The sequence below is a fragment of the Chitinophaga fulva genome, assembly GCF_012927205.1.
GTDB lineage: Bacteria > Bacteroidota > Bacteroidia > Chitinophagales > Chitinophagaceae > Chitinophaga > Chitinophaga fulva.
This window is the reverse complement of the sequence record NZ_JABBGC010000004.1, coordinates 399311-413640: the sequence shown is the minus strand read 5'-3', so window position 1 is coordinate 413640 and position 14330 is coordinate 399311. Positions and strand designations below refer to the sequence as shown.

General features: G+C 47.3%; 10 protein-coding genes and 1 tRNA gene. All 11 read right to left on the bottom strand.

Annotation, left to right across the window (positions count from 1 at the left end):
• Positions 1-32: 32 nt before the first annotated feature.
• Positions 33-722, bottom strand: a complete 690-nt coding sequence (locus HHL17_RS30155) for a DUF4397 domain-containing protein (RefSeq protein ID WP_169228540.1) — start codon at positions 720-722, stop codon at positions 33-35.
• A 325-nt stretch (positions 723-1047) separates the two neighbouring features.
• A complete protein-coding gene (rpoC, locus tag HHL17_RS30150; protein ID WP_169228539.1) occupies positions 1048-5343 on the bottom strand; it encodes a DNA-directed RNA polymerase subunit beta' in 4296 nt (1431 codons plus the stop codon).
• Positions 5344-5463: 120 nt separating this feature from the next.
• Positions 5464-9273: a DNA-directed RNA polymerase subunit beta gene (rpoB, locus tag HHL17_RS30145; protein WP_169228538.1), complete on the bottom strand. Its 3810-nt coding sequence runs from the start codon at positions 9271-9273 to the stop codon at positions 5464-5466.
• A 220-nt stretch (positions 9274-9493) separates the two neighbouring features.
• Positions 9494-9865 carry a 50S ribosomal protein L7/L12 gene (rplL, locus tag HHL17_RS30140; protein ID WP_113617224.1) on the bottom strand — a complete coding sequence of 124 codons (372 nt, stop codon included), beginning with the start codon at positions 9863-9865 and terminating at the stop codon, positions 9494-9496.
• Positions 9866-9994: 129 nt separating this feature from the next.
• The gene (rplJ, locus tag HHL17_RS30135) at positions 9995-10525 is read right to left on the bottom strand and encodes a 50S ribosomal protein L10 (RefSeq protein ID WP_169228537.1); all 531 of its coding nucleotides are present in this window, start codon (positions 10523-10525) and stop codon (positions 9995-9997) included.
• Positions 10526-10582: 57 nt separating this feature from the next.
• The gene (rplA, locus tag HHL17_RS30130; protein ID WP_206156222.1) at positions 10583-11272 is read right to left on the bottom strand and encodes a 50S ribosomal protein L1; all 690 of its coding nucleotides are present in this window, start codon (positions 11270-11272) and stop codon (positions 10583-10585) included.
• A 43-nt stretch (positions 11273-11315) separates the two neighbouring features.
• Positions 11316-11759: a 50S ribosomal protein L11 gene (gene rplK, locus HHL17_RS30125; RefSeq protein WP_169228535.1), complete on the bottom strand. Its 444-nt coding sequence runs from the start codon at positions 11757-11759 to the stop codon at positions 11316-11318.
• Between the two features lie 230 nt (positions 11760-11989).
• On the bottom strand, positions 11990-13174 hold the full coding sequence (locus HHL17_RS30120; RefSeq protein WP_169228534.1) for a transglutaminase domain-containing protein: 1185 nt from the start codon (positions 13172-13174) through the stop codon (positions 11990-11992).
• A 119-nt stretch (positions 13175-13293) separates the two neighbouring features.
• Positions 13294-13860, bottom strand: a complete 567-nt coding sequence (gene nusG, locus HHL17_RS30115; protein ID WP_078667076.1) for a transcription termination/antitermination protein NusG — start codon at positions 13858-13860, stop codon at positions 13294-13296.
• A 4-nt stretch (positions 13861-13864) separates the two neighbouring features.
• Complete coding sequence (gene secE / locus HHL17_RS30110) at positions 13865-14062, bottom strand: preprotein translocase subunit SecE (RefSeq protein ID WP_168871836.1); 198 nt, start codon at positions 14060-14062, stop codon at positions 13865-13867.
• Between the two features lie 98 nt (positions 14063-14160).
• A tRNA-Trp gene (locus HHL17_RS30105) sits at positions 14161-14231 on the bottom strand.
• Positions 14232-14330: the final 99 nt, after the last annotated feature.

The following is a 14330-nucleotide window of genomic DNA, read 5'->3' as shown; positions in this document are numbered from 1 at the left end:
GCTACAGCCCATTGCGTTACAACCCTTTCGTGTTAATTATGGGTGATCGTGAAAGTCTTGAATGTGGCCGAATCCAGCAAATTTCCAACAGTCACCATGGTATAGATCTTCCCGGGCCGTGCCACAAAATCAGACCTGTGGGGAATAATGGTAGTGTCGTCGGTACGCCGGAAATTAAAATGATAGATGCTGTCCCCGAACAGCGTGACATACGGGGTGAACTGCGTAAATCCAATCCCCCTGAAGATCTTGTTGTTCTGGGAAAACAGGTCCATACCCACAGCCTGTCCATTAGACTTGAAAGCATAGCTGAGGCTTATTATCCGGAGTTTCATACTGTCTGGCTTCGGAGCGGTCAGGTCATCTTCCAGGGTATTGAATACAAGTATCTTGTTGGCAGAGTCATACCCCAGATAGGCCGAGAAAAAACGATTATTACGCAGATTGATTTGCCCGATCCGCCTTTTATTACCCGGGGCACTCGTGTCCACCATGTACATGGTATACAATTGCGCCCGCATGGACCGGTAGGGAGAGTTCTTTCCGAAAGTAACCGCTGTAGCTACTTGTGTGGTGTCCAGCCAGATATCATAGGCTTTATCCGGGACACCATTAAAAAACATAAAGCTGGAAGAGGTCACAGGAATGGCAGAATCACTATTTTTCTTACAAGCCGTCATCACTATCAGCCATCCCAATACTACAATAAGCAGTTTTTTCATGAATTTCCGGATCGTTTTTAAAACCGGATGTAAAGTACTAAAAAGAACTGTGATGGCCATGATTACTGCTGATTCCCCTGATGCATTTTACCACATACATTTTACCTTGTGTATGCTACACGATTTGGTTTGCCAGATGTATTTTACCGTTTGCATTTTACCGTTTGCATCTTATCCTGACTCATTTCTCCGGCCCGATCAAAGATAAAAAAGAGGAAACCCTCATCGATTTTCATCAATGAGGGTTTCCTCTTTTATTTACGCTGATCAGGTATTACCGGTCTTCGCAAATCAGGCGAATCAGCAGTAATCATGACCATCACAGTTATTCTTCTTCGTCAAACTGGAACACTTCTTTGGAAGATGCCAGGATGTCGTATTCTTCTTTGGAACCTACGATCATGTTTTCAAATTCACGCAGACCTGTACCAGCAGGGATCAGGTGACCAGTAACGATATTTTCTTTCAGACCGGTCATATCGTCGATCTTACCGTTGATCGCTGCCTGAGACAGTACTTTCGTAGTTTCCTGGAAGGACGCAGCGGAAATCCAGCTACGAGTACCGAGAGACGCTTTGGTAATACCCTGGAGCAGCGGGCTGGATGTAGCCGGTTGTGCATCACGGAATTCTACCAGTTTCTTGTCGGCGCGGCGCAGCAGGGAGTTTTCTTCACGTACCTGACGCAGGGTCACGATCTGACCAGCTTTCAGTACAGCGGATTCACCAGCTTCGGTTACCACTTTCTTATCAAAGATCATATCGTTCTCTTCGAAGAAGTCGAACCTGTCTTCGGTATCGCCTTCGAGGAAGCGGGTATCTCCAGGATCTTCGATGTTTACTTTGCGCATCATCTGACGAACAATCACCTCGATGTGTTTGTCGTTGATCTTTACACCCTGTAAACGGTATACTTCCTGGATTTCATTTACCAGGTATTCCTGTACGGCAAACGGACCTTTAATAGCCAGGATGTCTGCAGGAGTAGTAGAACCGTCAGACAGGGAAGTACCGGCCTTCACGAAGTCACCGTCCTGTACCAGGATGTGACGGGTCAAAGGCACGAGGTATTTCTTGATCTGACCTTCACGGCTTTCGATGATGATCTCACGGTTACCACGTTTGATGTTACCAAAGGCTACCACACCGTCGATTTCAGAAACGATGGCAGGGTTGCTCGGGTTACGTGCTTCAAACAGCTCAGTTACACGTGGCAGACCACCGGTGATGTCTCGCAGTTTACCGATAATACGCGGTATTTTTACGATTACCTGACCAGCTCTCACATGATCACCTTCAGAGATCACAATGTGGGAACCTACCGGCAGGTTGTAGGATTTCACCTCTTTATTACCATCTACATAAATAGACGGGATCTTGTTTTTGTCTTTGGTCTCGATAACCACTTTCTCACGGTGACCGGTTTGTTCGTCCGCTTCTTCACGGAAGGTGATACCTTCAATGATGCTGTCGAAACGAATGTTACCCGGTATTTCAGACACGATAACGGCGTTGAACGGATCCCAGGTACAAATCTGGTCACCTTTCGCCACTTTCTGTCCGTCTTTCACCAGCAGGGTAGAACCGTAAGGAATGTTGTTGGTTACCAGCAGACGGTCATTTTTCACGTCCATGATACGCAACTCACCGGTACGGCCGATAACCACCTGTACTTTCTCACCTTCGTTGTTTTCGTAGGTGGTAGTACGTAAGCCATCGAACTGGATAGTACCGTCAAATTTAGCCAGTAGGCCGGATTCAACGGAAGTGGAACCCGCAACACCACCCACGTGGAACGTACGCAGTGTCAACTGTGTACCAGGCTCACCGATGGACTGTGCAGCGATGATACCTACAGCATCACCACGCTGTGCAGTGTAACCGGTAGCGAGGTTCTTACCATAACATCTTACGCATACGCCACGACGGCTTTCGCAAGTCAGTACGGAACGGATCTCTACAGTTTCGATCGCGCTGGATTCAATTTTATGGGCAATATCCTCGGTGATTTGTTCACCAGCAGACACCAGCAGCTCCTCGGTATGAGGCTCAAACACGTCGTGCAGGGAAGTACGGCCAAGGATACGGTCGTACAGTGTTTCGATCACCTCTTCGTTGTCTTTCAACGCTGAAGTTGCAATACCACGCAGGGTGCCGCAATCCTCTTCATTGATCACCACGTCCTGCGCAACGTCCACCAGACGACGGGTCAGGTAACCCGCATCCGCCGTTTTCAACGCCGTATCCGCAAGACCCTTACGGGCACCGTGGGTAGAGATGAAGTATTCCAATACGTTAAGACCATCCTTAAAGTTGGACAATACCGGGTTTTCGATGATCTCTGAACCGGTAGAACCACTCTTACGCGGCTTGGCCATCAGACCCCTGATACCAGCCAGCTGTTTGATCTGCTGTTTGGAACCACGCGCACCGGAATCAAGCATCATGTACACAGAGTTGAAGCCCTGTTTGTCTGTTGCCAGCTCACGGATCAGGGTTTCAGTCACCTTCGTATCCACGCGGGACCAGATATCGATAATCTGGTTGTAACGTTCGTTGTTGGTGATCAGACCCATGTTATAGTTGTCCCAAACTTCATCCACCTCACCGGCAGCAGCATCAATCATTTCCTGCTTAACTTCCGGAATGATCAAGTCATTGATGTTAAATGACAGACCACCGCGGAACGCCATGCGGAAACCTAATTGTTTGATGTCGTCCAGGAATTTGGCAGTTTTTGGAATATCTGTGTATTTGATGATATCACCGATGATTTCACGCAGTGATTTCTTCGTCAGAAGGGCATTTACATAACCTGCTTCCTTCGGTACGAACTGGTTGAACAGTACGCGGCCTACGGTAGTTTCTATGAGTTTGTTTTCCAGGTTGCCTTCAGCAGTTCTCACAGTTGTTTTTACACGGATGTGAGCGTGCAGGTCAATTCTGTCTTCGTTCAGTGCAATGATCACCTCTTCAGCAGAGTAGAACGCTTTGCCTTCACCTCTTACCACTACATCGCCCATAGTTTTCTTACCCTTGGTGATGTAATACAGACCGAGAACCATGTCCTGAGAAGGCAGGGTGATCGGCGTACCGTTTTGCGGGTTGAGGATGTTGTGGGAAGACAGCATCAGCAGTTGGGCTTCCAGAATAGCAGCGTTGCTCAACGGCACGTGTACCGCCATCTGGTCACCATCGAAGTCGGCGTTGAACGCAGAACACACGAGCGGGTGCAACTGGATCGCTTTACCTTCCACCAGTTTAGGCTGGAACGCCTGAATAGACAGACGGTGCAGGGTCGGAGCACGGTTTAACAATACCGGGTGACCTTTCAGCACGTTTTCCAGGATGTCCCAAACCACCGCTTCTTTCCGGTCAACCAGCTTTTTCGCTGATTTCACGGTTTTCACGATGCCTCTTTCTATCAGCTTACGGATGATAAACGGTTTGAACAGCTCGGCAGCCATATCTTTCGGCAGACCGCACTCATGCAGTTTCAGTTCAGGGCCTACCACGATAACGGAACGACCGGAGTAGTCCACACGTTTACCGAGGAGGTTCTGACGGAAACGGCCTTGTTTACCTTTCAGCACGTCGGAGAGGGATTTCAGTGCACGACCACCTTCCGCTTTCACCGCATTGGATTTACGGGAGTTGTCGAACAGGGAATCCACCGCTTCCTGCAGCATACGTTTTTCGTTACGCAGGATCACTTCCGGTGCTTTAATTTCGATCAGACGTTTCAGACGGTTGTTACGAATGATCACCCTGCGGTACAGATCGTTCAGGTCAGAAGACGCAAAACGGCCACCATCCAGCGGCACTAACGGACGCAGTTCAGGCGGTACTACAGGGATATATTGCATGACCATCCATTCAGGACGGTTTTCTACGCGGGTATTGGCTTCACGGAAAGCTTCCACTACGCTCAGACGTTTCAGCGCTTCCGCTTTACGTTGCTGGGACGTTTCAGTAGCAGCCTGGTTACGCAGCTGGTAAGAAAGGCTGTCCAGATCAATACGGGCCAGCATCATTTCCACCGCTTCAGCACCCATTTTGGCAATGAACTTGTTGGGATCTTCATCCGGCAACAGCTGATTGTCTTTTGGCAGGGTATCCAGGATGTCGAGGTATTCTTCTTCAGTGAGCAGGTCACCATAGTTCATGCCTTTTTCCTGTTTCGCACCCGCCTGGATTACTACGTATCTTTCGTAGTAAACGATGGTTTCCAGCTTTTTGGAAGACATTCCCAGCAGGTAACCGATCTTGTTAGGGAGGGATTTGAAATACCATATATGTACAACAGGCACTACCAGACGGATGTGGCCCATTCTTTCGCGACGTACTTTTTTCTCCGTTACTTCCACACCACAGCGGTCACATACGATACCTTTATAACGGATACGCTTATATTTTCCGCAATAGCATTCGTAGTCCTTTACAGGCCCGAATATTCTTTCGCAGAACAAACCATCACGTTCCGGCTTGTAAGTACGGTAGTTGATGGTTTCAGGTTTCAGCACCTCACCGTATGAACGCTCCAGAATTACATCAGGAGAAGCCAGACTAATGGTGATGCTGTTAAAATTTGATTTAGGACGATTTTCTTTTTTGATAGCCATCTGTTATTAGCTTTTAGCTGTTAGCCGTTGGTGTTAAGCCAGCGACAAAAATTTTATTCCTGCGAAATATCCAAGCTATCAGCCATTAGCCCGGGGCTAATGGCTGGTAGCTAAAAGCTCTTAGTCAAATTTCAGATCAAGACCCAGACCACGCAATTCATGGATCAATACGTTGAAGGATTCAGGCACACCGGCTTTCGGGATGTTGTCACCTTTAACGATGGATTCATAGGCTTTGGCACGACCAACGATATCATCGGATTTGATAGTAAGCAGTTCCTGCAGAATGTTGGCTGCACCGTAAGCTTCCAGTGCCCACACCTCCATCTCACCAAAACGCTGACCACCGAATTGGGCTTTACCACCCAGCGGCTGTTGCGTGATGAGGCTGTACGGTCCGATAGAACGGGCGTGCATTTTGTCGTCCACCATGTGGCTCAGTTTGAGCATGTAGATCACGCCCACGGTAGCTTTCTGGTGGAAACGGTCACCGGTCTCACCATCATACAGGTAAGTGTGGCCAAAGCTTGGCAGGCCTGCTTCGTTGATATATCCGGCTATTTCTTCAGTAGTAGCACCGTCAAAGATCGGAGTAGCGAAACGCATACCCAGTTTCAGCCCAGCCCAGCCCAGTACGGTTTCGTAGATCTGTCCGAGGTTCATACGGGAAGGTACGCCCAACGGGTTCAGTACGATGTCCAGTGGTGTACCATCTGCCAGGAACGGCATATCTTCATCACGCACGATCCTTGCTACGATACCCTTGTTACCGTGGCGGCCCGCCATCTTATCCCCTACTTTCAGCTTACGTTTGCTGGCCAGGTATACCTTCGCCAGTTTCAGTACGCCGGCAGGCAGTTCGTCACCAATGGAGATGTTGAATTTCTCACGTTTGTAACGGCCCAGCTCTTCGTTGTACTTGATGTTGTAGTTGTGCAGCAGGGTATTGATCTGGTCGTTGGTTACCTCGTCGGTAGTCCAACCCAGCGGGTTCACGTTCATGAAATCAATATTCACCAGGTTTTTCTGAGAGAACTTGGAACCTTTGGAGATCAGTACTTCACCGTAAGTGTTGGTAATGCCCTGAGATGTTTTGTCTTTCAGCAATACCAGCAGTTTGCTCATCAGCACTTCCAGCAGGTCTTCTGTATTCTTCTGGTGTATTTTCTCCAGTTTTTCGATCGCCGCTTTTTCACGGGTCTTGGAGTTTTTATCTTTCTTAGCGCGGCTGAACAGCTTCTTGTCAATCACCACGCCTTCTGTAGACGGAGGTGCTTTCAGGGAAGCGTCTTTCGCATCAGATGCCTTGTCACCGAAGATCGCTCTGAGGAGTTTTTCTTCCGGAGAAGGATCAGATTCACCACGCGGTGTGATTTTACCGATCAGGATGTCACCTTCCTTGATGTGGGCGCCCACACGGATGATACCGTTCTGGTCGAGGTCTTTGGTAGCCTCTTCGCTCACGTTCGGGATATCCGGGGTCAGTTCTTCTTCACCCAGTTTGGTGTCACGTACTTCCAGTTCGTATTCGTCAATGTGGATGGAGGTAAAGAGGTCTTCACGTGCTACACGCTCAGAGATTACGATCGCATCCTCAAAGTTGTAACCTTTCCATGGCATGAACGCCACTTTCATGTTACGGCCCAGTGCCAGTTCACCACCGCGGGTAGCGTAGCCTTCTGTGAGGAAGTCTCCGATTTCCACGCGCTGACCTTTCTTCACGCAAGGTCTGAGGTTGATACAGGTGCTCTGGTTGGTTTTAACGAATTTGGTCAGGTTATAGATCACCAGATCATCTTCGAAGCTCACCAGTTTCTGCAGCTCGTCACGCTCGTAACGAACATGGATTTCTTTGGCGTCTACGAATTCGATCACGCCCTTGCCTTCTGCAGTGATTTGCAGGCGGGAGTCGCGTGCTGCCTTTGCTTCGAGGCCGGTACCCACGATGGGCACTTCCGGATTCAGCAGCGGCACGGCCTGACGTTGCATGTTTGATCCCATCAACGCACGGTTGGCGTCATCATGTTCGAGGAACGGAATCAGGGAAGCACTCAGACCTACGATCTGGTTAGGCGCTACGTCCATGAATTCCACTTCCTGTTTGTCCAGGATCGGGAAGTCACCGGTTTCGCGGGATTTTACTTTATCGTTGAGGAAGTTGCCTTTGTCATCGAGCGGAGCGTTAGCCTGTGCGATCTTCACGGTATCTTCTTCTTCAGCGCTCAGGAACTCTACTTTCACCATGTCTACCTTGCCCGCGTTTACTTTACGGTAAGGTGTTTCGATGAAGCCCATTTCATTCACCTTCGCGTGTACGCAAAGGGTGGAAATCAGACCGATGTTCGGACCTTCCGGTGTTTCGATCGTACACAGACGGCCATAGTGGCTATAGTGAACGTCACGCACCTCAAAGCCTGCTCTTTCACGGCTCAGACCACCGGGACCGAGGGCGGAGATACGACGTTTGTGCGTGATCTCAGACAGCGGGTTGGTTTGGTCGAGGAACTGTGACAGCTGGGAGGTACCGAAGAAGGAGTTGATCACGGAAGACAGGGTCCTCGCATTGATCAGGTCTACCGGTGTAAACACCTCGTTGTCGCGTACGTTCATACGTTCGCGGATGGTACGGGCCATACGGGCCAGACCTACGCCGAACTGAGCGTACAACTGCTCACCCACGGTACGTACACGACGGTTGCTCAGGTGATCGATATCGTCGATCTCTGCTTTACCGTTGGTCAGCTGTACCAGGTATTTGATGATGGAAATGATGTCGTCTTTCGTCAGCACTTTCATGTCCAGCGGAGTAGACAGACCCAGTTTCCGGTTGATTTTGTAACGGCCTACGTCTCCGAGGTCATAACGTTTGTCGGAGAAGAATAATTTATCGATGATACCCCTTGCTGTTTCATCATCCGGCGCATCGGCACCACGCAGTTGGCGGTAGATGTGCTGAACGGCTTCCAGCTCGGAGTTGGATGTATCCTTATTTAATGTATTGTAGATGATGGAGAAATCGCCGCTCACCTCTTCTTTCTGTACGAAAACGCTCTTCAGGCCCATATCTACGATGGTCTCGATGTTTGCTTCGTCCAGAATGCTGTCACGCTCGAGCATAATTTCATTACGCTCGATACTTACCACTTCACCGGTGTCTTCATCCACAAAGTCTTCCACCCAGCTTCTTAAAACACGGGCAGCCAGCTTTTTGCCGGCATATTTATCAAGACTTTTTTTGTCTGCTTTTACTTCATCAGCCATACCAAACAGCTGCAGGATGTCCTTATCGGTTTCATAACCGATGGCACGCAGCAGGGTGGTAACAGGGAACTTCTTCTTACGGTCAATGTAAGCGTACATCACGTTGTTGATGTCGGTTGCAAACTCCATCCAGGCCCCTTTGAACGGGATCACCCTTGCAGAGTAGATCTTCGTTCCGTTCGGGTGAACAGATTGACCAAAGAATACACCAGGAGAGCGGTGCAGTTGGGAAACAACTACGCGCTCAGCACCATTAATAACGAAAGTACCTCTTGGGGTCATGTAGGGAATGTTACCTAAGAACACATCCTGCACAATTGTCTGGAAATCCACATGCTCCTCATCATTACAGCTGAGACGCAGTTTCGCCTTCAACGGTACAGAGTAGGTAAGCCCACGTTCAATACACTCCTCAATGGTATAGCGCGGAGGGTCTACGAAATAATCAAGGAACTCCAGATTGAAGATATTGCGGGTATCCGTAATCGGGAAGTTCTCCTTAAATACTTTAAAAAGGCCTTCGTTATTTCGTTTGTCTGGTGTGGTTTCTAATTGGAAGAAATCCTTGAAAGATTGGATTTGGATAGCCAACAGATCCGGTGTCTCAGTAACTTGTTTGATCTTTCCAAAATTTACTCTTTCGCTTGTTTGGGCTTTTTTTAGAGACATATTCGAAGTTAGCAGTTATATGACTTGTAAGAATTAGGGAAATTAAGATTTCTTTACCAATATCCATCCTAATTTAAGATATGCCTTCTGCACATGGTCAAAGTCACCTTGGGTGATTTCCCCGTTTTGACTCTCTGAAAAAGACACTTTCCCAAAGGGAAGAAGGCCAAAAGTACCATGGGCACTTTTGACCTTTAAAAGATGTATACTAAGCAAAGAATTACTGAATTTCAACTTCAGCACCTGCTTCAGTCAGCTTAGCTTTCAGATCTTCTGCTTCTGCTTTGCTAACGCCTTCTTTCACAGATTTAGGAGCGCCGTCAACCAGTTCTTTCGCTTCTTTCAGACCCAGACCGGTCAGGTCTTTTACAACCTTAACAACGTTCAGTTTGGAAGCACCTGCAGATTTCAGAACTACGTTGAATGCAGTTTTTTCTTCAGCAGCAGCAGCTTCACCACCACCTGCAGCAACTACAACTGCAGCAGCAGCTGGTTCAATGCCGTACTCATTTTTCAGTACGTCTGCGAGTTCTTGTACTTCCTTAACAGTTAAACCTACTAATTGTTCGGCTAATGCTTTTACGTCTGCCATTTTTATAATGTTTTAATGTAATGTTTGTAATGTTTGTTAATTATATTGTGACTTGGAAGCCATTGTTATTGTGAAATTTTGATATTTGATTATTTAAATATTTAAATGACCAAATAACTAAATTCCAGATTATTCTGCAGCTGGAGCTTCTTCCACTGCTGCACCTTCTTTCTTGCCTTTTTCCAGCAAAGCAGCGATAACGCGTTTTGCAGGAGATTGCAACAGACCGATAACTTCGCCGATGAGCTCGTTTTTGGTCTTGATGTTGGTCAGGGCAGTCAGCTGGTTGTCGCCTACGAAGATTTCGTCAGCAACGAAAGCCGCTTTCAGAACTGGTTTTTCCAGTTTGGCGTTAGCTTTACGGAAACCGGAGATGATCAGAGCCGGCTCTTTCGGGCTGTCAGAGAACATCAGGGCAGTTACACCGTGCAGGGAATCATAGATACCAGCGTATTTTTCGTTGTCCAGAGATTCCAGTGCTTTGCGGATCAGGGTGTTTTTAGCCACCTTCATTTCCACATTCTTGTCGAAGCAAGTCTTCCTCAGGGCGCTAATTTGCGCTACCGTTAATGATTCGGTGTTGGTGATGTAGAAGTTGCTATATTGAGAGAACTTGCTTTTCAGCAGTTCGATCACTTCATTTTTTTGATCTTTATTCATATTTTACCGTTTGTAGCAAGCCCTTCCTTGCAGATAAGGCTACACACGCGTGATCAATTAGTTTTGAACAGATTTAGTGTCGATTGCAATACCAGGGCTCATTGTAGAAGCCATGGACAGACCTTTCAGGTAAGTGCCTTTTGCAGTAGCTGGTTTCAGCTTGATGATAGCGTTGATCAGCTCCTGAGAGTTCTGTTCAATTTTATCAGTTGCAAAAGATACACGGCCGATAGAAGCGTGGATGATACCAGCTTTATCTACCTTAAAGGTAATTTTACCACCTTTCACTTCGTTCACAGCAGCAGCTACGTCGTTGGTAACAGTACCGGTTTTCGGGTTTGGCATCAGGTTGCGGGGACCCAGGATTTTACCCAGTTTACCGATTTTAGGCATCACAGCAGGAGTAGCGATGATAACATCGATATCAGTCCAACCGGATTCAATCTTCTGGATAAACTCGTCCAAACCTACGAAATCAGCACCAGCTTCTTTAGCGGCAGCTTCTTTGTCAGGTGTGCAGAGCACTAAAACTTTCTTAGTCTTACCAGTACCGTGGGGAAGCGTTACGGAACCACGGATAGCCTGGTCTGCTTTCTTAGGATCAACGCCTAAGCGGATATGTAAATCGACAGAACTGTCGAATTTAGTACAGTTGATATCTTTTACTAAAGCAGATGCTTCTTTCAGCGAATACGCCTTGTTTTTATCAACTTTAGCCTGCGCTACTTTTCTCTTTTTAGTTGCCATTGTCAAAATGATTTAAAGTTCCTGCCTTAACAGGGTGAACCAATTAGTTTTCCCAGGGAGCTTTACCTTCTACAGTAATACCCATGCTACGAGCAGTACCAGCTACCATTTTCATAGCGCTGTTCAGAGTGAAGCAGTTCAGGTCAGGCATTTTATCCTGCGCAATAACTTCAACCTGTGCCCAGGTCACTTTACCCACCTTGTTACGGTTAGGCTCTTTAGAACCACCTTGCAATTTAGCAGCTTCCAGCAGCTGTACCGGTGCCGGAGGAGTCTTAATTACGAAGTCAAATGATTTGTCAGTGTAAACTGTCAGCAATACAGGCAATACTTTACCCATTTTATCCTGGGTGCGGGCATTGAACTGTTTGCAGAACTCCATGATGTTCACACCCTTGGAACCCAGTGCAGGACCAATCGGAGGTGCAGGGTTGGCCTGGCCGCCTTTTACCTGCAATTTCACGTACGTTGCGATCTCTTTTGCCATTACTATTGTATTTAATTTGGTTAAAACGCCCTCTGCTGTACAGAGAACTCCCAAAACTAAAAGGAACTGAAATAACCTTTTAAAGGGGATGCAAAGGTAAATAATAATATTAAAATGCCAAAAAGTATTTGAATTTGGGCATCCTTTTTGCTAACAGCAACCTTTTTTTTACAAATCCATTGCATTTCTACGAAAAATACCTTATTATCCAGGGAAGCGCAAAAGTACACCTAAAAGCTCACTTTATAAAACAAGGACTTCCGGAACATCTTCCCCGTCTTAATATATTTACCCACAAAAGCCTGCTCATCCGCTATACGGTGCTTCAGCTGCGTATTAGCCTCCAATACTTCCATTAACACCCGGCGGTTGCCCGGATCTGTTACGGACAACTTCCTCGCTTTCCGCTCTACATCGTCCGACTGCCGCGACATACCGTCCACCCAATCCCGGATTTCCTGGTCAGCCTTGGCCGGGGAGAACTGCTTGTTACGGAAGTTCACATAGTCGTTAAAGTCATTGGTCAACCGGTTATAGAGCCGGCTGCATTCATTGATCTGATCTGCCACCCGGTTCTGCTCCATAATATTGGCATTCTGCCGCTCAACGGTGAGCTGGTTGATCAGGAAAGTCAGTTCCGTGGAAATCAGCTGGTTGATCACTCCGAAACGTCCAATCCTCGCGGCCATATTCTCAGCTTTGGCCAGGGGTGACATCTTATTAAAAGCTGCCAGCGTATCCCGGAAGACAAATACCGGCTGGTCTGTTCCCCCACCCCATTTGCCGTCACGGATTTCATCATGTCGCAGCGGATATTCACAGAACTGGAACAGCGGGTCAAACGGCACATGCGTTTTCAGGTAATCATACGGCTCCACGAGGAAATGTTTCCAGTTGAGCCGGGGCGTGTATTTATTATTGTTCACCGAACCGGAGCCCCAGGTGGGATCGATCATCTTCCATTCATTGTCCAGTTGGACGGCCACCCAGGCGTGACTGGCATTGTCTGGTCTGCCGGCAGTAAGCGGATAACCGGTCACCAGCACCGCAGGAACGCCTGCACGGCGGGCCACGTCCATATACAGCGAGGCATATCCTTCACACACGGCTGTCCGTGTTTGCAGGGTTTTATTGATGGCATCCGTTGTATCCTTATAATAACCTGGCTGGAAGGTATTGACCACATCATAATTGATATGGGAAGCCACCCAGGCATACAGGGAGCGGAGGAGTGCTGTTTTGTTTTCGCTGTGAGATACCAGCCAGGCCGCCATGGTAGCGGGAGTGCCGGTTACTGAATCAGGGATCGAAGCATAGGTAATAGCGGGTACAGTGGCTACAGCAGGTTTCTTTTGCTGGGCTGAGGCAGACAGCAACAACAGGCAGCCGGCCACACCGCAAAGCAATTTTTTCATTTTTTGATATTTTGTTAACCGGGTTTAGGGATGATTGGATTTTAATGGACGCAAAGGTATTAAATAAAAAAGCGCCCCGGGTTCGGAGCGCTTTTTATAAAAATTATTTGATACAGTAACTATGCTAATTTTTCCACCTGCATGAAGTTCAGTTCCACAGGGGTGGCACGGCCAAAGATTTTCACGGTTACTTTCAGTTTCTTTTTGTCTTCGATCACTTCTTCGATCACGCCGTTAAAGTCGTTGAACGGACCGTCGATGATCTTGATGGTTTCGCCAACGATGAATGGTTCGCTCATGGTGAGACCCTGATCGCTCAGTTCATCTACTTTGCCCAACATTTTGTTGACTTCAGCTTTACGGAGTGCAATGGGTTTTTCCTTGCCCAGGAAGTGAATAACGCCAGACACGTTACGGATGGCCTGGATCACTTCGTCTGTCATTTTACCATCTATTGCTTCAATCATCACATAACCGGGGTAGAAGTTTTTTTCGCGCATTACTTTTTTACCAGCCTGCACTTTATATACTTTTTCCACCGGAAGAAACACCTGTGTGATAACGTTACCCCAATCAGATCGGCGCACTTCAATATCCAGGTACTCCTTCACTTTCTTTTCCTTGCCACTAACAACGCGGAGTACATACCACTTTGTTTCCTGCGCAGGAATATTGGTTGCATCCATTTATTTATTTTTTGAAAATTTCGTAATAGTGTGCCAACACAAAATTGGAAGCGGCGTCCATACCCCAAACCAGCGCTGTAACAAAGAGGGTTGCTATCAGCACGACCATGGTGGAGGACTGTAGTTCCTGCCAGGTAGGCCAGGATACTTTGTAGACCAACTCATGATAAGACTCCCGGAAGTAGTTTCTGATCTTATTCATTCTGTAAAGTTAACGATTTATGGTCAATTGATTAAAGCCTAAAAATGGTTGAATTGTTTATTTTTTAATAATAACAATTCAACCATTTAATTAACCTGCACGGGTACTAGGATTCGAACCCAGATCAAAGGTTTTGGAGACCCGTATGCTACCGTTGCACCATACCCGTGTGTAAAGCCATTAGCTTTGAGCTTTCAGCAGTCAGCAAATATAATAATAAATCCTGACATTTAATAGCCGAAGCTAATGGCTTTTAGTATTTTGGAAA

What these genes read in the sequence shown, in the direction of transcription:
- rpoC (WP_169228539.1), bottom strand. Translation starts at nt 5,343, where the DNA reads ATGGCTATCAAAAAAGAAAATCGTCCTAAATCAAATTTTAACAGCATC.
- rplK (WP_169228535.1), bottom strand. Translation starts at nt 11,759, where the DNA reads ATGGCAAAAGAGATCGCAACGTACGTGAAATTGCAGGTAAAAGGCGGC.
- secE (WP_168871836.1), bottom strand. Translation starts at nt 14,062, where the DNA reads ATGAATAAGATCAGAAACTACTTCCGGGAGTCTTATCATGAGTTGGTC.
- nusG (WP_078667076.1), bottom strand. Translation starts at nt 13,860, where the DNA reads ATGGATGCAACCAATATTCCTGCGCAGGAAACAAAGTGGTATGTACTC.
- rplL (WP_113617224.1), bottom strand. Translation starts at nt 9,865, where the DNA reads ATGGCAGACGTAAAAGCATTAGCCGAACAATTAGTAGGTTTAACTGTT.
- rplJ (WP_169228537.1), bottom strand. Translation starts at nt 10,525, where the DNA reads ATGAATAAAGATCAAAAAAATGAAGTGATCGAACTGCTGAAAAGCAAG.
- rplA (WP_206156222.1), bottom strand. Translation starts at nt 11,272, where the DNA reads ATGGCAACTAAAAAGAGAAAAGTAGCGCAGGCTAAAGTTGATAAAAAC.
- rpoB (WP_169228538.1), bottom strand. Translation starts at nt 9,273, where the DNA reads ATGTCTCTAAAAAAAGCCCAAACAAGCGAAAGAGTAAATTTTGGAAAG.
- HHL17_RS30155 (WP_169228540.1), bottom strand. Translation starts at nt 722, where the DNA reads ATGAAAAAACTGCTTATTGTAGTATTGGGATGGCTGATAGTGATGACG.
- HHL17_RS30120 (WP_169228534.1), bottom strand. Translation starts at nt 13,174, where the DNA reads ATGAAAAAATTGCTTTGCGGTGTGGCCGGCTGCCTGTTGTTGCTGTCT.